This is a genomic window from Solidesulfovibrio carbinolicus, assembly GCF_004135975.1.
Classification (GTDB): Bacteria; Desulfobacterota; Desulfovibrionia; order Desulfovibrionales; family Desulfovibrionaceae; genus Solidesulfovibrio; species Solidesulfovibrio carbinolicus.
Genome location: NZ_CP026538.1, coordinates 973,989 through 993,331, shown reverse-complemented (window position 1 = coordinate 993,331; position 19,343 = coordinate 973,989). Strand labels below are relative to the sequence as shown.

Genomic DNA, 19,343 nt, shown 5'->3' with positions numbered 1-19,343 from the left:
TAGGAGGGTTGGCCCGGGGCGTCAAGAAAAGACGCCCCGGACCCTGAAGCCAGACGTCGGACGACGGTCCAGGCTGCCGTCCGGGCGGCGCATTGGCCAAGCCCGAATCAGGCGAAGTCGTACATGTCCAGCAGCTTGCCGTCGCGGCCAATCAGCAGGGGATCGACCATGCTCTTGCCCCGGGATTCGCCGGTCTCCATGCTCATGACCCGGCCGTCGTAGCGCATCCCGGTGACCACGGCTTCCTCGCAGTAGAGGTCGGAAAACCGCTCCACTTCGATGACCAGCTTGTCGGCGTCAAAGGTTCCGTCGAAATCGGCCAGAGTGAACAGCATCTCGCCCTTGTCCACGGCCCCGAGCACGGCCAGCACCTCGTCGTCGCCAAGGCCTTCCAGGAAGCCGTCGAGCCGGGGCCGCTGCTCGGCCACGGCCAGCCCCAGGGCCGAGGTTTCGCGCTGGCCGGCGGCGTCGCGCACGGAGAGCGAAAGTCCGTGCAGGCTGGCTCCGGTGCGGTGGTGGAACTTGGGGGTCGACAGCCAGCCGCGCCAGGGAAAGCCCACGTCGTCGGCGTACTTGATGGCCAGGCGCTCATCGAAATAGAGCACGCCCTTGAAGCAGTTGCCGGCGAAATAGGGGGTGTTGTTCTTGCCCCAGCAGTGGCGGTAGATTTTCTGGACAAAGGCGCGGGACAGCGAGGATACGACGATCTGATCGATGTCGCCCTGGGTCGCGATTTCAAGGGTCATGGCGGCAGGTCTCCCGGTTGTGCGTCAGACTTCACGGCCGACCTTACCGCGCCGGCCGGCTTTGGGCAAGACGGCCGGCCAACGGACGGGCTCGAAAAGGAGAGCCTACAGCCGAAAAAACGCCCGGGCGTTGTCGCCGGTGGTTTGCCACAGCTCGGCCGGCTCCAGGCCCAGCAGCCCGGCCACGCGCACGGCCGTGAAGGCCAGCAGGGCCGGTTCGTTGCGCTTGCCGCGCCAGGGCTCGGGCGCGAGATAGGGGGCGTCGGTTTCCAGCAAAAGCCGCGAGGGGTCGCAGCCGGCCACGGCCTCGGCCAGAGCCGTGTTCTTGGCGTAGGTCACCGGTCCGGGCACGGAGAGATGAAAGCCGCGCCGGGATATCTCGGCGGCCAGGGCGGCGTCGCCGCCGAAGCAGTGCCAGACCAGCGGCCGGCCGGCAAAGCCCAGGTCGTCGAGGATGGCCAGGGTGTCGGCGGCGGCGTCGCGGCTGTGAACGGCCACGGGCAGGTCGAGCTGCCGGGCCAGGGCCAGCTGGTCGCGAAAAAGCGCCTTTTGAACTTCGGCCGTGCCGGCGTCCCAGTAGTAGTCCAGGCCGATCTCGCCCACGGCCCTCAGGCCCGCATCAGCCCGGAAGGCCGTTTCCATGGCGGCCACGTCCCCGGGCGCGGCCTTGGCCGCGTCGCAAGGATGGATGCCGAGCAGGAAAAAGACCTCGCCCCGGCCGGCGAACAGCTCCCGCCCGGCGGCGTGGGCGGCCGGCCCCAGGAACACGTGGCCGACTTGGGCCACTCCGGCCGCCGCCGCCCGGTCGAGCACCGCCCCCATGGCCTCGGGCGTGGCCATGGCCCGATCCTCGCCCGCGCCGTCGAGATGGGCATGGCTGTCCACCCCGACCCGCGGCAGCCCCAGGCTCGACGGGTCCGGCCGCTCGGTTTTCCTTTTTGCCATCGCTCTATACTCCTTGAAAAAAGTCGGCGCGTTGACGCCGCCCGGCCGGACACGTAGGACGGTTGCGCCTTGCCGTCACAAAAACGCCACAGGAGCCCCGCCCTTGATCCAGGGACCCCTTGCCTTCATCAGCAGCGCCACCGGCTTGTCCGCGTCCGCCGTTGACGTGGGGGCGCGCCTCGCCCTTGGGCTGGCGATTTTCGCGGCCGTGTCCCTGGCCCTGTCCCTGCTCGCCCGCCGGGGGGCCATTAGCCGTCCCTTGGGGGGCCTCGTCAAGTGGCTGTGCGGCCTGGGGCTTGTCTGGGGTCTGGCCGCCACCCTGCCGCCGGCCGACGCCGCCGCCGGGGACAAGGCCGTGTCCCTGGCCAGCCTGGTCGCCTTGTGGATGGTGGCCCGCTATGCCGTGGACTTCTTTTTCCAGAAGTTTTCCCCGAGCCGGGGCGACGTGCGGCCCACGCGCCATATCCTCCAGGACCTGAGCAAATTCCTCATCCTGGCCGTGCTGGCCGGCTGGGGGCTGCGCGACATCCTGGACATCCAGCTCGGGCCGCTTTTAACCTCCTCGGCCATCCTCACCGCCGTCATCGGCCTGTCCATGCAGGACACCATCGGCAGTCTGTTTTCGGGCCTGCTGCTGCAGATCGAAAAGCCTTTCAGCGAAGGCGACTGGATCAAGGTGGGCGACGTGGAGGGGCAGGTGACGGAAGTCACCTGGCGCTACACCAAGGTGGTGACCATCGAGGCCAACGCCGTGCTTCTCCCCAATAACCTCGTGGCCAAGGAACGGCTGGTCAACTATGACCGGCCGGCCTCCCACCTGCGCCAGATCGTCAACGTGCCGGCTCCGGTCCACGCGCCGCCCGTGGCCGTGCGTTCGGCCATCCTGGCCGCCCTGCGCCGGGCCGAGGGGGTGCTGGCCGACCCGGCCCCGGCGGCGCGGCTCATGGACATCCAGGGCGACCGCATCGTCTACGCCGCCGTCTATTACATCGCCGCCTTCAACAGCCGGCTGGCCGTGGCCGATGCCGTGCTGGCGGCCATCTGGTACCAGTTCATGGAACAGGGCGTGAGCCTGCCTCCGCCTGGCCGGCGCATCGTCATGGCCGAGGAATCGGCCCAGGCCGGGGCCACGCCCGAGCAGCTCGCCTCCCTGGCCGGGGTGGCGCTTCTGGCCGGCCTGGGCCAGGCCGACCTTGATCTGCTGGTGCGGGCCTCGACCCGGCGGACCTTCGCCCCGGGCCAGGTGATCATGGCCAAGGGCGAGACCGGCAGCACCATGAACGTCATTTTGTCCGGCCTCACGGCCGTGACCGTGGGCGACCGGGAGGTGGCCCGGCTGGGGGCCGGCCAGATCGTCGGCGAGATGGCCCTTTTGACCGGCGAACCGCGGCAGGCCGACGTGCGCGCCGTGGAACCCACCGAGTGTCTGGTGGTTGACCGCGAAGGCTTCCGGCTGGTGCTGTCGCGCCACCCGGCCGTGGTCGAGCGGGTGCGGGCCATCTTCGAGGCCCGGGCCGCCGCCAACCACGCCGCTTCCAAACCCGATGCCCAGGCCGAGGCCTTAAGCCTTTTTGCCCGGTTCAGGAGTCTTTTCACATGACCGAAGTCCGTCCCGTCCACGGTCGCCCCTTGGCCGCCGCCGCCGCCCTGGCCTTTTCCGGCGCGGCCCTTGTCCTGCTCGTCGGCCGCGAGGCCCTGGCCGCCGCCCCCCTGGCTGCCGTCACCGCCGTTGCCGCCGCAACCCTGCTCGTTCTGGCAGCCCTTGGCGCGCGTCTGATCCGGCCGTACCTTTCCAACAACCCTCCGGCTTCACTGACGGCTCCGGCCATGGGGGCCATGGCCGTGTGCCTGCCGACGGCTCTTTTGGCCGAACGGCTGACGACATTCCTGGCCGGCGGACTGGCCGGGCTGGGGCTGGCTGCGGGGCTGACGGGCCTGGTCGGCGGCGCGGGACTGGCCGTGGCCCGGGCCGCCGGAAGGGAAGCCGGGGTCTCGCCGGGCCGACTCCTGTGGGCCATGGCCGGCGGCGCTGCGGCCGGGGCGCTTTTCGTGCCGCTTATTGCCGTGCCCAAGCTGTCGCCCTTAAACGCCTGCCTCGACGTCGGCATCGGCTGCGCCGCCGTGGGCATCATCTGCGCCTCGGCCGCGCCTCACGGCAAGCGTTCCCTGGAAACCTGGCTGTCGGTGCTGGCGCTGGTCTTCGTGCTGTTGCTGCCGCTGTCGAGCCTCATCGACGCCCGCAGCAGCGCCTGGTGCGACCCGGCCGCCGCTCCCGTGGCCGCCAAGCCGGCCCCGTAAGCACGCCCTACCCTCACCCCGCAACCGCAATCCCCTTAAAACTGTTTTTCATTCGGGGGGTCTGGGGGCCTCAGGCCCCCAGCCGCCGGAGGCATCTTCCTCTTTCTCTCTCCTTCCCTCATCTCTCCCCTCACCCCCGTCCACTCCCGATACGCCCCGGGCGGCACGCCCAGGCGGCGTTTGCATTGGCGGGTGAAGTGGCTTTGGTCGCAAAACCCGGCGTTTAGGGCGGCCTGGGCCAGCCCCTCGCCGGCGGCGGCTTGCCCTACCCCGTGGGCCACCCGCCGGGCGAGCAGGTATTGGCCCACGGCCATGCCGGTTTCGCGCACGAAAAGGCGCTGCAGGTAGGTCGGGCCGACCCCGGCCAGGGCGGCCAGGGAGGCCAGGTCATGGGGTACTGCGGGATCGGCCTCAATGGCCGCCCGGACCAGGGCCACGGCCGGATGACGGGGCTTTGGGGGGCCGGGGCGCAGCCGCAGGACATGGGCCAGAGCGCAAAGGGCCTCCAGGGCCGTGTCGGCGTCCTGGCCCAGGGCTTCGGCCAGGGCCAGCAGCCGGGCCGAGGCCTCGGCGTCGCGCCAGGGCCGCACCCAGTCCTCGGGCGCGGCGTCGGTCCGGCCGACCTCGGCCAGCAGTGGCGGGGCCACGGTCACGACGACATAGCTGTGGCCGTTCCGGGACAGGGGCGCGCAGCTGTGGCGCACACCGTCGGGCACGATAAAGCCCTCCCCGGCCTCAAGGCGCAGCTTTCCGCCGCCACAGCGCAGTTCGCGACCGCCCTCCAGGAGCAGCCCGACAATCACCGCGCCGTGGGCATGGGGGGCGATTTCAGCGGCCACGTCCCAGCCCTTAACGACGGCAAGGCCCGGCAGGTCGGGGCGGCGGAGCACATCGAGTCGGGGCGCTTGGGACATGGCCGCTTCCTTGGAAACCAGCGTTACAGCAAGGCCGGGAAAAATTTGGCGAGCAAGCACAAGCCCTGGTCGCCGGCTGTGACGGCGTGGGGCGTGCCCCGGGGGATGACGGCCGTGACGCCCGGCGCGTAGTCGGTTTGCCGGCCGGCCAGATCGGCCGTGCCCGATCCGCAGACGACCTCGTGAAGCTCCCATTGCCTGTCATGGACATGGCCGGCCAGGCTGGCCCCAGGGTCCAGACGCACGATGTGGCAACTGAGCCGGCCTTCGGTGTCGGCGGCGGTGACCAGATGGCGCAGACGCACGCCGGCAAAGGCCGGATGGTCCTGCCAGGGCAGGGCTTCGGCGTCGCGGACGTTGGTCAGGGTATGGACGGCGCGGCCCTTGGTCAGGATGGAAGCAGCAGTGTCTTGCATGGCGGTTCACTCCGTTTTTTCGGGTGATGCCGGAAAACCCCGCGACCATCTTGGACGATCCTGCCCCAAAGGCCAAGCGATCCCTTTACGGGCCGGGTTCGGGCTGATACAAGTTAAGTACTTTTTTTCACAATCCACGTCCGAGGCTTCCATGCAGATCGCCGACATCATGCGCACCACGGTCATCAAGGTACGGCCCGAAGCGCCGGTCGGGCACGTGCTCATCTGGTACGGCGGCATGAACAACACCTTTCGCAACACGTACGTAGTGGACCACTGCGACCGGTTGCTCGGGGTGGTGACCATCCACAGGTTTCTCTCGCTTATCGTCTCGCCCGAGGTGTCGTCCCAGGCCCGGGCCGGCCATCTCGACGGCCGGGAGGCGCTTTTGGACGCGCTGCGCCGCAACATGGCCGCCAGTTCGGACACGCCGGTGGGCGAACTCATGGACACCGACTATCCTTTTGCCCATCCCGAGGATCTCTTCGTCATGGCCGGGGAACTCATTGTGGAGCGCGGCATTCCGGCCGTGCCGGTCATCGATCCCAACGGGGTGCTGATGGGCGAGATCAGCCGGCGCATGATTTTGCAATTTCTGGTGAAAAATCTTTAGGCTCGCGCTCCCAAGCAAGACGAGAGCATTGCTGGGACAACACAAGGCTTCACGCTGTTGCCTGCCAATCGCCCAGGCGCGTTTGGCGGACGCGACACGAGACCCGGCCAAAAAGCAGGCCCCTGCCCGGAAACCGGGAAGGGGCCTGAAGGACTCGCCTGTTCCCAATCCGTCGCCCGGCAGGCGCGGAGGGCGGCAAGGCCGGCGCGTCGAGACGCCGGTTCGCCAAACTACTTCACGGCGTCCTTGAGGGTCTTGCCCGGGGTGAAGCGCACGGCCTTGGAAGCGGGGATGTCGATGGGGTTGCCGGTACGGGGGTCGCGCCCGGTGCGCGCCGCCCGCTCCGACACCTTGAAGGTGCCAAAACCCGTCAGGGTCAGGGCCTCGCCGCCGACCAGGGACTCTTGGATGGCGCCCAGAACGGCGTCGAGGACCTTGCCGGCCTCGGCCTTGGTGGCAATGCCGGCATTGGCCTGGATCTTGGCGATGATGTCTGTTTTAGCCATGTGCGTGCGATCTCCTTATCGTTGGGAACCGCCCGGTTTTCCCAGGGGCGGCGAGCCGCCCGCGAAAACCCCGCGGCCATTTCCCGAAATGGTACCTTCCTATAGCGAAATCGCCCGCCTTAGGCCACTATTTTCACCTTCTTCTCCCACAGGCGCATATCCTTCATCTTTTTGCGGCGTTCCCGCTGCAAGCCCTTGCACACCAAGGGCATGGTCTTCTTGTAGCCGTGCTTGACCTTGTACTCCTCGGGGGTAAGCCCGTGGGTGGCCAGATGCTTGCGGGTGATCACCTTGAAGGATTTGCCGCACTCCAGGCAGGTGATGGATTTCTCTTTGACCGCCTTTTTAGGCTCCATCTCCACGGCGTCCTCGTCGTTCTGGGGGCACAGGCCGAGACTGATTTCGAGGATGCCGGCGGCCAACCGGCGCACCATGGAGGAAATCTCCTCATCGCTCATGCTGCGCACCGAGGCCTGGGCTTTGACGATCTCCAGGGCGCTCTTCACATGGTCTTCCATGGTTTCTCCTTGTAGTGAAATCGGCATGACGCCAGACATTGCATAGAGTTTCTTCGCCCTGTCAACGGAAATGACGATTGTTTCTATTTTGAAGCATTGATAACCCTCCTGAAAACCTTCTTCTAGGCCTTGCCATACGGTCTATTACATTTTTGAAATATTCCGAACTTCTGCCAACTCCCTTTTTCTATGCACCCAGGCCGTTCCCAAACGCCTCTGACCACCCCTGCGGCTCCTTCTTCCCAAGGCCAGGCGAAACACCAAAAAAGCCGGGACGCCTGTTCGCGTCCCGGCTTGTTCGCCCTGCGTCCGGCCAACCGGCCGGTCTGCCGATTAGCCGGCCTGAATCTCGATCTTGCGAGGCTGGGCCTTTTCCTGGCGGGGCAGATGCAGTTCCAGCACGCCGTCACGCAGCGACGCCTTGATGCGTTCCTTGTCCACGATGTGCGACACGGTGAAGCTGCGGAAGTATTCGCCGCCGCCGAACTCCACATGGCCAAGCTTCTGGCCCTCGGCCAGGGCGTATTCGGCCTTGCCCGAAACCTTGAGCTCGTCCTCGTTGAGGTCGATGACGAGGTGCTCCTTGGACACGCCGGGCATGTCCAGATAGATGTAGAAGCCGTCTTCCTTTTCGATGATGTCCGTGGCCGGCTTGACCCTGGGCAGCCGGCGTTCTTCTGCCTTGGCGACGGTATCGGCCATGGCTTCGTCCTCCTTTGCCGGGGGGCTCCCGGGTTAGACCGTCACGATGCTGATCTTTTTGGGTTTGCTCTCGTCCGACTTGGGCAGCACGACTTCGAGCAGGCCGTCGCGCATGGTGGCCGTGACCTTGTCGCGACTGACCCCGCCCGAAATGTTGACCACCCGCTGGAACACGCCGGTGGGGCGTTCCTGCCGGTAATACTTGCCGCGCTCCGCCTTGCGCTCGCCCTTGATGACCAGACTGGAGTCGGTCAGCGTCAGGTCGAGGTCGGCAATGGCCATGCCCGGAATCTCGCACCGGACGTAGAGGTTCTCGTCGTCCTCGCCGATGTTGACGGGCGGATAGGCCGTGCCGCGCTGACTAATGGCCATGGAAGGCCAAAGCGTCTCGAAAAGCCGGTCAAACGGGGTCGTTGCGCCATAAAAAGGGCTTAAATCAATGACCATGGGTGCTCCTCCTGACATTTGGACACTTCTGAGCGAAAAATAAGCCAATGACCGGCACTGTCAATGGCTGACGGACAACACATGCGGCCTTGACAGTCCGCCCGGCCGGCTTATCTGTTTTCCCGACAGATTTCCCGAGGATGCGACAGCGCGCGGCTGTGCCCGAACAGACGGAGCCGGCCGCTTTTGCCGCTTCCCACGACATCACGGAGAAAGGAGACCGCCCATGTCCGCCAGCCACGGCGAAACCCATGAATTTCGCGCCGAGATCCGCAAGCTCCTCGATATCATCACCCACTCCATCTACACCAATCGCGAGATTTTTCTGCGCGAACTGGTGTCCAACGCTTCCGACGCCCTGGACAAGCTGCGCTTCGAGCAAAGCCGGGGCAGGGCTGTGGTCGATCCCGACGAGGCGCTCGAAATCCGCATCACCGCCGACAAGGACGCCGGCCGCCTGACCATCGCCGACACCGGCTGCGGCATGACCCGCGACGAACTTGTCGACCACCTCGGCACCATCGCCAAATCCGGCACCGAGGCTTTCATGAAGTCGGTGTCCGAAAACAAGGACGCCGCCTCCAACCTGATCGGCCGGTTCGGCGTGGGCTTTTATTCCGTGTTCATGGTGGCCGACCAGGTGGTGGTCACCTCCCGCTCGGCCGCCCCGGAGGCCGCCCCGGCCCGCTGGATCTCCGACGGCTCGGGCAGCTTCACCATCGAGGACGTGGACGGCGAGGTTTCGCGCGGCACGGTGATTGAGATCACCCTCAAGGAAGAGGCCAAGGAATACGCCGACCCGGCCCGCATCAAGGACGTGCTGCGCAAGCACTCCAATTTCATCGCCTTCCCCATTCTCTTGGACGGCGAGAAGACCAACACCACCCCGGCCCTGTGGCGCGAATCCAAGTTCTCGGTGACCCCGGAGCAGTACAAGGAATTCTACCAGTTCCTCACCTACGATTCCGACGACCCCCTGGCCACCATCCACGTCAGCGTGGACGCGCCGGTGCAGTTCACGGCTTTGCTCTTTATCCCCAAGCACGGCCTGGGCCCCATGCCCATGCGCGATCAGCTCCACCACGGGCTGGACCTGTACGTGCGCCGGGTGCTCATCTCCAAGGAAACCAAAGAGCTCATCCCGGAATTTCTGGGCTTCGTGCGCGGCGTGGTGGACACCGAGGACCTGCCGCTCAACATCTCCCGCGAGACGCTTCAGGAAAACGTGGTCCTGCGCAAGATCCAGTCCGTGCTGGTCAAGCAGATTTTGGACAAGCTCAAGGCCATGGCCAAGGAAGACCCCGAGAAGTACAACGCCTTTTTCGCCGCCCACGGCCAAGGCTTCAAGCTCGGCTACGGCGACTACGCCCACCGCGAGGCCTTTGCCGAGCTGGTGCGCTTCGACTCCTCGGCGCTGGCGGCCAAGGACGGCGACGACGAGGAGGCCGAAAAGGTCCGGCTCACCTCGCTGGCCGATTACGTCACCCGGGCCAGGGACGGCCAGAAGGCCATCTACTATCTGTCCGGCCCGTCCCGGGCGGCGCTCGACCTCAATCCGCACCTGGAAGTCTTCCGGGCCAAGGGCCTGGAAGTGCTCTACCTCTATGAGCCCATCGACGAATTCATCATGGATTCCATCGGCACGTTCAAGGACTTGAAGCTCAAGTCGGCGGAGCTGGCCGACGCGGCCGAACTGGACCCCTTCGAGGGCCAGCCAGCCGAGAACAAGGCCCCGGAACTGACCCCGGAAGAGTCCGGCTCCCTGGACGATTTCCTGAAGGCCATCAAGGACCTGCTCGGCGAGCGCATCACCGACGTGCGCCTGTCCACCCGCCTGACCCAGAGCCCCTCGTGTCTGGTCTCGCCCGACGAACACATGACCTCGAGCATGCAGAAGATCATCCGGCTCATGAGCAAGGACGCCACGCCTCCCAAGAAGGCGCTGGAGCTCAACCGCGACCATGCGCTCATCCGCAATCTGCTTTCCATCTACCGCCGCGACGCCGCCGATCCCTTCATCGGCAAGGCCGTCGAGCAGCTCTACGACTCGGCCCTGCTGCTGGACGGCTACCTGTCCGACCCGCACCAGATGGTGGCCCGCATCAACGATCTGCTGGCCGACGCCAGCGCCCTGCACGCCAAATAGGCGGGCACTCGCCAAAACCACGTCAACGGGCCGGGGAGCGATCCCCGGCCCGCTTTGTTTCCTGTCCCGGACGACGCACTGGACAAGGATTCATTCTTCCCTTGCGCGGCGCATGTGGTGTAGGCTGGGATTCCATCCCTGTCGTCACGGGATCTGGAGCAACGGCATCCATACAGACGTCCCGGCCGCGAGGCGGTTGATGGATCGGATGCGGAAACGCGCGGGGCAGCCATGTTCCAACACATCACCATCGGCGACGCGGCCATCCCCCTGGCCCGGCTGTTCGCGGCCATGCCCGTGGCCATGGCCCTGATCGACCGTGAGGGCCGTCATGTGGCCCTGAACCAAGCCTTGGCTTCCATCAGCGGCCTGAAGGCGGAACAGCTCATCGGCCGTCGGGTGGCCGAGCTGAGCCCGGAAAGCGGGGAAAACATCCAAAACGATTTTCGCCGCATCGACGCCGGCCTCGACGTCCCGGACCACGAGATCACCATCGAAGACCGCGTGTTTTACGTGTCGGTCAAGCCGCTATTTGATGGCGACGGCCAGGCCATCGCCATCATGGTGGCCCTGACCGACATCACCCGCCACAAGGAAACCGAGGGCCAACTGGCCAAGGCCAACGCGCGGCTGGAAGCCATGGCCGCCATGGACTACCTGACGCGCCTGGGCAACCGGCGTGTCTTCGACGAGGCTTTGGCCGCCGCCGTGCGGCAGGGGCGCGAGTCGTCCAAGCCCGCTTCCCTCATCCTGTTCGACGTGGACCACTTCAAGCGTTTCAATGACGCCTACGGCCACATCGCCGGCGACGGATGCCTGCGCCGCATCGCTGAGGCAACCCGGGAGGTCGGCTGCCGCCAGGGCGTGGAGGCCTACCGCTACGGCGGCGAGGAGTTCGCCGTGGTGCTGCCGGGCCGGTCCAGCCGCGACGCCGCCGCCCTGGCCCAGAACCTGTGCGACGCGGTATGGGACTTGGGCATCCCCCACGAGGCCAGCCCGTTTTGCCGGGTCACGGTGAGCCTGGGCGCTTCGGGCTACGACCGCTGGCCGGACGAGCGCCGCGACCTGGACGCCCGGCTCCTGCGCGCCGCCGACAAGGCCCTCTATTTAGCCAAGGCCTCGGGCCGAAACACCGTGGCCGTGGCCGCCGTGGAAACCGGAGCCGGAGCCGCCGAAGGCTCCTCCGTCCTGGTGACGCAGCCCTGATCCCCCGGGGGGCTGTGGATGCCGATGTCGATGCCGCTCTCCGGGCTGACCCGCCGGCTTTGCCCATGGCGGCCGGGCGCGAAACCGCCGGTCCGCCTATCTTGGCCGAGAGGCCCAATGTTCTGGCCTGTCACGCCTGGCCGACAACCATGACGACGGATCGTTTCCGTTGTCCCCGGCCAAGCCTTCGCGCCTTCCCAGCCCGGGCGTTCTCCCTGGACGCGCCGTCCATGAAACCGTAGTTGATCAGCCATGGAAACCCTTGCCGCTCTATTCGCCCTGCTCGCCGGTCTCGACGCCGCCCTGATCCAGGCCGTGGCCGACCACGGCGACCTTGTCTACGCCCTGATCTGGCTGACCATCTATGCCGAAACGGCCTTTGTGGTGACGGTGTTTTTGCCGGGGGGAACGCTGGTTTTCGCGGCCGCCGCCCTGGCCGCCCGGGGGACGCTTGACGTCTGGCCGGTGGCCCTGGGCTGCTACGCCGCCGCGACGCTGGGCGACATGACCAACTTCGCCATCGGCCGGGCCTTGCGCCGAGGAACCGCCCGGGGAGCCGGCGGGGGACTCGCCGGGACGCTTCGCAAACGCCTGTTGCCGCAGCAGCAGCTGGAAGCGGCCCGCCGGGCCTTTGCCCGGCACGGCGCGGCCACGGTGTTGCTGTCGCGGTTCGTGCCCATCCTGCGGGCGGCTTTTCCCATGGCCGTAGCCATGGCCGGGATGTCCTGGAAACGGTTTGGTTGGCTCAACGCCCTGGGCAAGATCGTCTGGGCGCTGGTCTTTGTGGGCGGCGGCTACGGGCTGGGGGCCATCCCCTGGTTCGCCCGCCATTTCGGCGCGGTGGTGGTGGCGGCGGCGCTTTTTCCCTTACTCATCGCCGCAGCACGCCACTTGCTCATGCATCTGCTGGACCGGCGCGGCCGGCCAGAGAACCAATCCAGCCCCAAAACCCCGTAAAACCTTTCTCCATGCAAGGGGTCCGGGGGGCTTAGCCCCCCGGCCGCCGGAGGCCTCTTCTCTTCCTCTCTTCCCCTCTGCCCCTCTGCCCTCCCCTCACAAAAACAGCAGCAACGACAAGGCCATGACGGCCATGCCGGCGACCAAGCCGAAGATGCTGTGGTGGTGTTCGCCGTATTCCTCGGCCGCCGGCAGCAGCTGGTCCAGGGAAATGAACACCATGATGCCGGCCACGGCGGCCATGAGGATGCCGAAGGTGGCGGGGGTGAAAAAGGGCATAAGGAGCAGGTAGCCGACCAGCGCCCCCACCGGTTCGGACAGGCCGGACAGGAAGGAATAGAGAAAGGCTTTTTTGCGGTTGCCGGTGGCGTAGTAGAGCGGAATGGAGACGGCTATGCCTTCGGGGATGTTGTGAATGGCGATGGCCACGGCGATGGCCAGCCCGAGTTTGGGATCGGCCAGGGCGGCGGTGAAGGTGGCCAGCCCTTCGGGGAAATTGTGGATGGCGATGGCCAGGGCGGCGAAGATGCCGGTGCGGCGCAGCTTGGCGAAGTCGTGGGCCTCGTTTTTGGGAAGTGTGGCCTCGCCGGCGTCCATCTCTTCGATGGAGTGCATTTCGTGGGGGTTTTCGTAGTCCGGCACGAACTTGTCGATGAGGGCGATAAAGGCGATGCCGCCGAAAAAGGCGGCCGCCGCCGCCCAGGAACCGCCGGCCTCGCCCAGAGCCTCGGTCAGGGAATGGCGGGCCTCGGCGAAGATCTCCACAAAGGACACGTAGACCATCACGCCGGCGGAAAAACCGAGCACGACGGACAGGAACTTGGTGTTGGTTTGGCGAGCCACGAAGGCCAGGGCCGAACCCAGGCCCGTGGCCAGGCCGGCGAAAAGGGTCAGGCCGAAGGCGTACCAGACGGCTGAGGCGGTGATGTCCATGGGGTGTCGGTCCTTGGCGCGCCGTTAGAAGAGGTAGCCGTAGGTGGAGGCCAGCTTGTCGGTGCGGCCCAGCAGCGCCTCGGCCGTCTGGTCCACGCCGGAAGCGTCCACGATGCCGGCCTCGGAGGCCAGGAAGTACTTGAGCGCCCCCTCGCGGGAGGAAAAGAGCCACGAGACCGAATAGATGGAACACAGATTGGGCCGGCCCGGGAACTCTTCCTTGGTCTTCAGCACGATGACCAGCTTTTTTTCGTCCTTGTTGGTGGGCGTCATGAGGGAGGAACGGCCCAGCAGCTCCTTGAGGCGGTAGGCCAGGCGCGCCCCCACCGGATCGGCGTCGTCGTGGTCCACGGCCACGGGCGTTTTTTTGACCGCCGCCTCGTCGCCCTTTTTGGCGGCCGGCTCCGGGGCCGGCGCGGCCTGGGCCGGGGCCGGTTTGGGCTTGGCGTCCTGGGCGGAAGATGGGCCGGGCGTTTGGGCCAGGGCCAGGGACGCGGACAGGATCAGCAGGCAAAATGCCGCAACAGCGGCGCGGCAAAGGGCGGGCATGGCGCACTCCTTGAGTTCGACATTTCACGTTCTTGCCCATCCCATACAAAGCCGCGCCTGCCGAGGCAAGCCGCCGGCTCCGAAGCGGCCCCGCCAAGGGACCGGCCTTCCCGACTTTTTGCGCAAAATGCTCCGCCTAGAGACCCCAAAACGACGTTTTTGCGGATTTGCGCACGAAAGTCGCCCGAACCACACCGATAAAAGACGCAACCACCCCCGCAATGCTTCGCGACTGCATCTTCTTCGGCCGAACAAAAAGTTAAAAATAAAAATAGTTATCATGACCTAATTGCCAAAAACCCGCCTCGCCGGTATGGAAGTGGCCCAATAGCCGAAGATTCGTTGCCCCATAGCAGCCTGGAGGTTCCATGCGCCTTGCATCCTTGACGATTCTCCTTCTTGCCGCCCTGTCCGTCACTCTGCCGGCCCAGGCCGCCGACCCCATCCGCATCGGCGCGGTGGTCTCCGCCACCGGCCCGGCCTCGTTTTTGGGCGAACCCGAGAAAAACACCCTGCAGATGCAGGCCGACGCCATTAACGCCGCCGGCGGTCTGCTCGGCCGGCCGGTGGAAGTCATTATCCTCGACGACGAGACCGACGTGAACAAGGGCGTGCTGGCCGTGGACAGGCTGCTCAAAAAGGAAAACGTCGTGGCCGTGGTCGGCCCCACGGTTTCCGGCAACTCCCTGGCCGTGGCCCCCAAGGTCGAGGCCGCCAAGACGCCCATGGTGTCCATGGCCGCTGCCGAAAAGATCGTCAAGCCGGTCAACCCCTTCGTCTTCAAGACCGCCCAGTCCGACCGGCTGGCCGTGGCCCGCATCCTGGCCCACGCCAAGAAGCAGGGTTACAAAAAGCTCGCCATCCTCACCGTGTCCGACGGCTACGGCCAGGCCGGGCGCGAGGTGCTGAAAGAACTGATCCCGGCCGGCGGCTTCGAACTCGTCGGCGACGAGGTCTACGGCCCCAAGGACACGGACATGACCGCCCAGCTGACCAAGCTCAAGGGAACCAGCCCCGACGCCGTCATCTGCTGGGGCACCAACCCCGGCCCGGCCGTGGTGGCCAAAAACCGTGTCCAGCTCGGCATCGCCACCCCGCTCTACATGAGCCACGGCGTGGCCTCCAAGAAATTCATCGAACTGGCCGGCGACGCGGCCGAAGGCCTGCTCTTGCCGGCCGGCAAGCTCACCGTGGCCGGCCAGCTGCCCGACGGCGATCCCCAGAAAGCGCCCCTGGCCGCCTACGCCAAGGCCTACGAGGACCGCTTCAAGACCCCGGCTTCGGCCTTTGGCGGCTACGCCTACGACGGCCTCATGCTCGTGGCCGAAGCCATCAAGGCCGGCGGCGACGCCAGCCCGGCCGGCATCCGGGCCACCCTGGAAAAGATCAACGGCTTCCCCGGCATCACCGGCGTGTTCCGCTTCTCGCCCGAGGACCACAACGGCCTTGACGAAACCGCCTTTGTCATGGTCACCATCGCCGGCGGCGATTTCAAGCTGCTGGCCGACTAGACCGTCATACAGCAGGCTTTCCCGGTTTCCTTCCCGCCCGATTCCGTCTACAAGGACGGAACGCGAATCGACACAGCCGACGCCGCCGCGCCGTAGGGAATTCCCTGCGGCGCGGCAGCGCGCTTGAAGGAGCGAACCATGCGAGTCAAAGCGATCCTCACCGCCCTATGCGCCCTGTGCGCCGCGACCTGCGCCTTTGCCGCCGAACCCGTGCGCCTGGGCGCGGTGCTGTCCGTCACCGGCCCGGCCTCGTTTCTCGGCGAACCCGAGAAAAACACCATCCTCATGGAAGTCGATAAAATTAACGCCGCCGGCGGCGTGCTCGGCCGGCCGGTGGAAGTGGTCATCCTCGACGACGAGACCGACGTCAACAAGGCCGTGCTGGCCGTGGATCGCCTGATCAAGAAGGAAAACGTGGCCGCCATCCTCGGCCCCACCACCTCGGGCAATTCGCTGGCCGTCATGGGCAAGGCCGCCGCCGCCAAAATCCCGCTCATCTCCTGCTCGGCCGCCGAGAAGATCACCAAGCCGGTGAGTCCGTATATTTTCAAGGTCGCCCCGTCCGACCGCCTGGCCGTGGCCCGCATCCTCACCCACGCCAAGGCCAAGGGCTACAAAAAGCTCGCCATCCTCACCGTGTCCGACGGCTTCGGCCAGGCCGGCCGCGAGGTGCTGAAAGAACTCGTCCCGGCCGAGGGCTTCGAGCTGGTGGCCGACGAGGTTTTTGGTCCCAAGGACACGGACATGACCGCCCAGCTGACCAAGATCCAGGGCGCGTCCCCGGACGCCGTCATCTGCTGGGGCACCAACCCCGGACCGGCCGTTGTCGCCAAGAACCGCGTCCAGCTCGGCATCAAGACCCCGCTGTACATGAGCCACGGCGTGGCCTCCAAGAAGTTCATCGAGCTGGCCGGCGAGGCCGCCGAGGGCCTGCTGCTGCCGGCCGGCAAGATCACCGCCGCCGACAAGCTGCCCGACACGGACAAAGAAAAGGCCCTGCTCGTGGGCTACGCCAAGGCCTATGACGAGCGCTTCAAGGCCCCGGTATCCACCTTTGGCGGGCATGGCTACGATTCGCTGCATCTGGCCGTCAAAGCCATCGCCAACGCCGGCTCCGACAAACCCGAGGCCATCCGCGACGCCCTGGAGAAGATCCAAAACTTCCCCGGCATCGGCGGCATTTTCAGCTTCACCCCCGAGGACCATGCCGGTCTTGGCCCCGACGCCTTCATCATGCTCGGCATCGACAAGGGCGACTGGGTTATTGTCGGTCAGTAACGATGTTTGCCGGCGCGCCCCAATACCTCGTTTCCGGACTCACCCAGGGGGCCGCCTATGGCCTGATCGGGCTCGGGTTTACGATGATCTTCAACACCACCGGCATCATCAACTTCGCCCAGGGCGAGTTCGTGATGCTCGGCGGAATGCTCTCGGTGTGTTTGCTGGGGGTGGGGCTGCCCCTGCCCCTGGCCATCGTGCTGGCCTGTCTGGCCACGGCCGCCATCGGCGGCCTCATGGAACGCCTGGCCATCCGGCCCATCGCCGGCGCGCCGGCCATTAACGCCGTCATCATCACCATCGGCGTCTCCATCCTGCTGCGCGGCGGGGCCATGCTGGCCTTTGGCAAGGACACCCACGCCCTGCCGGCCTTTAGCGGCACGGCCCCCATCCTGGCCCTGGGCGCGGCCATCCAGCCCCAGAGCCTGTGGGTGCTGGCCGTGACCCTGGCCCTGCTCGCGGCGCTCAAGCTCTTTTTCACCGCCACCATCCAGGGCAAGGCCATGCTGGCCTGCTCCTGCCAGAAAAAGGCCGCCAGCTTAGTGGGCATCTCCGTGGCCCGCATGGCGCTCCTCTCCTTTGCCATAAGCGGACTCATCGGGGCCACGGCCGGGGCCATCCTGGCCCCCATCACCATGACCGCCTATGACGTCGGCATGATGCTTGGCCTCAAGGGCTTTGCCGCCTGCATCCTGGGCGGCCTGGGCAATCCCTTTGGCGCGGCCGCCGGCGGGCTGGTGCTGGGCGTGCTCGAATCCTTTGGCGCGGGCTACATCGCCTCGGGCTACAAGGACGCGTTCGCCTTCGTGGTGTTGCTGCTGCTCCTTTTCGTGCGGCCTTCGGGACTTTTCGGCAAGGCCGGCGTGGAGCGCGTATGAAGCTGCCCGTCCTTGGCCAAAACGCCGCCCAGGCGGCCCTTTTCCTGTTGCTGCTCCTGGCCCTGCCCTACACGCTGCCCAACGAATACTACTTGAGCATCTGCATCCTGGGGGCGCTTAACGCCGTCATCGCCGTGGGCCTCAATCTCCTTATGGGGTATGCCGGCCAGGTGTCCCTGGGCCACGCCGCCTTTTATGGCCTGGGGGCCTACGCCACGGCCATCGCCACCTCCCGCTTCGGCCTGCCCATCCCGGCCGGCATGGCCATCGGCGTGTCCCTGGCCACCGTCGTGGCCTGGATCGTGGCCGCGCCAACCCTCAAGCTCAAGGGCCATTACCTGGCCATGGCCACCCTGGGCTTTGGCATCATCGTCTCCATCGTCTTCAACGAAGCCGTGGACGCCACCGGCGGCCCGTCGGGCTATGTCGGCATCCCGCGTCTGGCGCTTTTCGGCTACGAATTCACCTCCGACCACAGCTACTACAACCTCATGGCCGTGGTGCTGACCTTTGTGGTGCTGCTCTCGCTTAACCTCATGAAATCCCGCACCGGCCGGGCGCTTCGGGCCTTGCACGTGTCTGAGAAAGCGGCCGCGAGCCTGGGCGTGGACATCGCCGCCCACAAACGCTTCGTCTTTGTCCTGTCCGCCGCCCTGGCCGGACTGGCCGGCGTGCTCTACGCCCACTACTTAAGCTTCATCGCCCCTGCCTCGTTTGGTTTCGGCTTTTCCGTGCAGCTTGTGGTCATGGTGGTGCTCGGCGGCATGGCCAGCGTCTGGGGCTCGGTTGCCGGCGCGCTCTTTTTGACCGCCCTGCCCGAGGCGCTGCGGGAATTCGAGGACATCGACATCCTTGTTTACGGAGCCATTTTGGTGCTCACCATCATGTTTTTGCCCGACGGCCTGGCCGGGGGCCTGTCGCGCCTGACCAGACGGCTTCGCCGCAAGGCAGGCGCGTCATGACCGCCGCCCTGCTGGACGTTACGGCCGCCACCGTCCGTTTCGGCGGCATCCATGCCCTCACCGACGCCGACTTCGCCATCGCCCCGGGCACGGTGACGGCACTGATTGGCCCCAACGGCGCGGGCAAGACCACGCTTCTAAACGCCATCACCGGCATGGTGCCCCTGACCTCCGGCGCGGTGCTGCTCGGCGGAGCCGACATCTCGGGCCTGCCGCCCCACAAGCGGGCCGAAGCCGGCGTGGTGCGCACCTTCCAGAACCTCGAAGTCTTCACCTCCATGTCGGTGCTGGAAAACGTCATGGCCGGCCGGCATGCGCTCACGCGCTATTCCGTGGCCGCAAGCCTGTTGCGCACGCCCGGTTTCCGCCGGGCCGAGCGGGAATGCCGGGAGGCGGCCCTGGACTGCCTGGAGTTCGTCGGGCTGGCCGACCTCGCCAACGCCCCGGCCGGGGATCTGCCCTACGGCAAGCAGCGGCTGCTGGAAATGGCCCGGGCCTTGGCCGCCTCGCCCAAGCTCCTGCTTCTCGACGAACCGGCCGCCGGGCTCAATTCCAAGGAAACCGCCGAACTGGGCGTCCTCATCCGGGCCATCCGCGACCGCCGCGGCGTGGCCGTGGGCCTGGTCGAACACGACATGGAGCTGGTCATGAGCGTGAGCGACTATGTGACGGTGCTGCATTTCGGCCATCCCCTGGCCGCCGGCACGCCCGAGGAAATCCAGGCCAATCCCGAAGTCATCAAGGCCTACCTCGGCGAGGACGACTAGCGTCACCCCTGAAAAATACGATAGTATTTTTTTAGAAATTACTGGTTTCAT

Annotated in this window: 21 protein-coding genes; 11 read left to right on the top strand and 10 right to left on the bottom strand. The window is 66.2% G+C overall.

The annotated features are described in order from the left end of the window. Window positions 1-107: 107 nt before the first annotated feature. Together C3Y92_RS04435 and C3Y92_RS04430 are read right to left on the bottom strand one after the other, a co-directional pair. Window positions 108-746 carry a hypothetical protein gene (locus tag C3Y92_RS04435; protein WP_129349861.1) on the bottom strand — a complete coding sequence of 213 codons (639 nt, stop codon included), beginning with the start codon at window positions 744-746 and terminating at the stop codon, window positions 108-110. 105 nt (window positions 747-851) lie between these two features. Further along, complete coding sequence (locus C3Y92_RS04430; RefSeq protein ID WP_129349859.1) at window positions 852-1,691, bottom strand: TatD family hydrolase; 840 nt, start codon at window positions 1,689-1,691, stop codon at window positions 852-854. A 103-nt stretch (window positions 1,692-1,794) separates the two neighbouring features. On the opposite strand from C3Y92_RS04430, the gene C3Y92_RS04425 reads away from it, so the two are divergent. Beyond that, window positions 1,795-3,291, top strand: coding sequence for a mechanosensitive ion channel family protein (locus tag C3Y92_RS04425; RefSeq protein ID WP_129349857.1), 1,497 nt, complete (start codon window positions 1,795-1,797; stop codon window positions 3,289-3,291). After that, window positions 3,288-3,989 carry a hypothetical protein gene (locus tag C3Y92_RS04420; RefSeq protein ID WP_129349855.1) on the top strand — a complete coding sequence of 234 codons (702 nt, stop codon included), beginning with the start codon at window positions 3,288-3,290 and terminating at the stop codon, window positions 3,987-3,989. Before C3Y92_RS04425 ends, C3Y92_RS04420 begins: the two co-directional genes overlap by 4 nt. A 35-nt stretch (window positions 3,990-4,024) precedes the next feature. Here C3Y92_RS04420 and C3Y92_RS04415 read toward each other — a convergent pair whose 3' ends face one another. Together C3Y92_RS04415 and C3Y92_RS04410 are read right to left on the bottom strand one after the other, a co-directional pair. After that, window positions 4,025-4,903 (bottom strand): AraC family transcriptional regulator, encoded by an 879-nt coding sequence (locus C3Y92_RS04415; RefSeq protein ID WP_129349853.1) that lies wholly within the window; start codon window positions 4,901-4,903, stop codon window positions 4,025-4,027. Window positions 4,904-4,926: 23 nt separating this feature from the next. Then, entirely contained in the window at window positions 4,927-5,319 is a 393-nt protein-coding gene (locus C3Y92_RS04410) for a cupin domain-containing protein (RefSeq protein ID WP_129349851.1), read from the bottom strand. 151 nt (window positions 5,320-5,470) lie between these two features. On the opposite strand from C3Y92_RS04410, the gene C3Y92_RS04405 reads away from it, so the two are divergent. Further along, entirely contained in the window at window positions 5,471-5,932 is a 462-nt protein-coding gene (locus tag C3Y92_RS04405; protein WP_129349849.1) for a CBS domain-containing protein, read from the top strand. Between the two features lie 230 nt (window positions 5,933-6,162). Here C3Y92_RS04405 and C3Y92_RS04400 read toward each other — a convergent pair whose 3' ends face one another. The 4 genes from C3Y92_RS04400 to C3Y92_RS04385 form a co-directional block, all read right to left on the bottom strand. Then, window positions 6,163-6,438, bottom strand: a complete 276-nt coding sequence (locus C3Y92_RS04400; protein WP_006920806.1) for an HU family DNA-binding protein — start codon at window positions 6,436-6,438, stop codon at window positions 6,163-6,165. Window positions 6,439-6,557: 119 nt separating this feature from the next. Further along, complete coding sequence (locus C3Y92_RS04395; protein WP_129349847.1) at window positions 6,558-6,956, bottom strand: MucR family transcriptional regulator; 399 nt, start codon at window positions 6,954-6,956, stop codon at window positions 6,558-6,560. 333 nt (window positions 6,957-7,289) lie between these two features. Then, window positions 7,290-7,658: an Hsp20/alpha crystallin family protein gene (locus tag C3Y92_RS04390; RefSeq protein WP_129349845.1), complete on the bottom strand. Its 369-nt coding sequence runs from the start codon at window positions 7,656-7,658 to the stop codon at window positions 7,290-7,292. Between the two features lie 33 nt (window positions 7,659-7,691). Then, window positions 7,692-8,105, bottom strand: a complete 414-nt coding sequence (locus tag C3Y92_RS04385) for an Hsp20/alpha crystallin family protein (protein ID WP_015859862.1) — start codon at window positions 8,103-8,105, stop codon at window positions 7,692-7,694. Window positions 8,106-8,331: 226 nt separating this feature from the next. Between C3Y92_RS04385 and htpG the strand changes: the two genes are divergently transcribed. The 3 genes from htpG to C3Y92_RS04370 all read left to right on the top strand — a co-directional run bounded on the left by htpG (window position 8,332) and on the right by C3Y92_RS04370 (window position 12,414). Further along, on the top strand, window positions 8,332-10,251 hold the full coding sequence (gene htpG / locus C3Y92_RS04380; protein ID WP_129349843.1) for a molecular chaperone HtpG: 1,920 nt from the start codon (window positions 8,332-8,334) through the stop codon (window positions 10,249-10,251). A gap of 231 nt (window positions 10,252-10,482) precedes the next feature. After that, window positions 10,483-11,457, top strand: a complete 975-nt coding sequence (locus C3Y92_RS04375; RefSeq protein ID WP_129349841.1) for a sensor domain-containing diguanylate cyclase — start codon at window positions 10,483-10,485, stop codon at window positions 11,455-11,457. A 252-nt stretch (window positions 11,458-11,709) separates the two neighbouring features. Next, window positions 11,710-12,414 carry a DedA family protein gene (locus C3Y92_RS04370; protein WP_129349839.1) on the top strand — a complete coding sequence of 235 codons (705 nt, stop codon included), beginning with the start codon at window positions 11,710-11,712 and terminating at the stop codon, window positions 12,412-12,414. A gap of 96 nt (window positions 12,415-12,510) precedes the next feature. Here C3Y92_RS04370 and zupT read toward each other — a convergent pair whose 3' ends face one another. Both zupT and C3Y92_RS04360 read right to left on the bottom strand, forming a co-directional pair. Then, a complete protein-coding gene (gene zupT, locus C3Y92_RS04365) occupies window positions 12,511-13,347 on the bottom strand; it encodes a zinc transporter ZupT (RefSeq protein WP_129349837.1) in 837 nt (278 codons plus the stop codon). A gap of 24 nt (window positions 13,348-13,371) precedes the next feature. Further along, window positions 13,372-13,896, bottom strand: a complete 525-nt coding sequence (locus C3Y92_RS04360) for a hypothetical protein (protein WP_129349835.1) — start codon at window positions 13,894-13,896, stop codon at window positions 13,372-13,374. A gap of 368 nt (window positions 13,897-14,264) precedes the next feature. Here C3Y92_RS04360 and C3Y92_RS04355 point away from each other — a divergent pair, with 368 nt between their 5' ends. The 5 genes from C3Y92_RS04355 to C3Y92_RS04335 all read left to right on the top strand — a co-directional run bounded on the left by C3Y92_RS04355 (window position 14,265) and on the right by C3Y92_RS04335 (window position 19,292). Continuing rightward, window positions 14,265-15,407: an ABC transporter substrate-binding protein gene (locus C3Y92_RS04355; RefSeq protein WP_129349833.1), complete on the top strand. Its 1,143-nt coding sequence runs from the start codon at window positions 14,265-14,267 to the stop codon at window positions 15,405-15,407. Between the two features lie 138 nt (window positions 15,408-15,545). Further along, window positions 15,546-16,685 (top strand): ABC transporter substrate-binding protein, encoded by a 1,140-nt coding sequence (locus tag C3Y92_RS04350; RefSeq protein ID WP_129349831.1) that lies wholly within the window; start codon window positions 15,546-15,548, stop codon window positions 16,683-16,685. A gap of 2 nt (window positions 16,686-16,687) precedes the next feature. Beyond that, window positions 16,688-17,563, top strand: coding sequence for a branched-chain amino acid ABC transporter permease (locus tag C3Y92_RS04345; protein ID WP_129349829.1), 876 nt, complete (start codon window positions 16,688-16,690; stop codon window positions 17,561-17,563). After that, a complete protein-coding gene (locus C3Y92_RS04340; RefSeq protein ID WP_129349827.1) occupies window positions 17,560-18,525 on the top strand; it encodes a branched-chain amino acid ABC transporter permease in 966 nt (321 codons plus the stop codon). Before C3Y92_RS04345 ends, C3Y92_RS04340 begins: the two co-directional genes overlap by 4 nt. Continuing rightward, entirely contained in the window at window positions 18,522-19,292 is a 771-nt protein-coding gene (locus tag C3Y92_RS04335) for an ABC transporter ATP-binding protein (RefSeq protein ID WP_129349825.1), read from the top strand. The genes C3Y92_RS04340 and C3Y92_RS04335 overlap by 4 nt, the downstream gene beginning before the upstream one ends. Window positions 19,293-19,343: the final 51 nt, after the last annotated feature.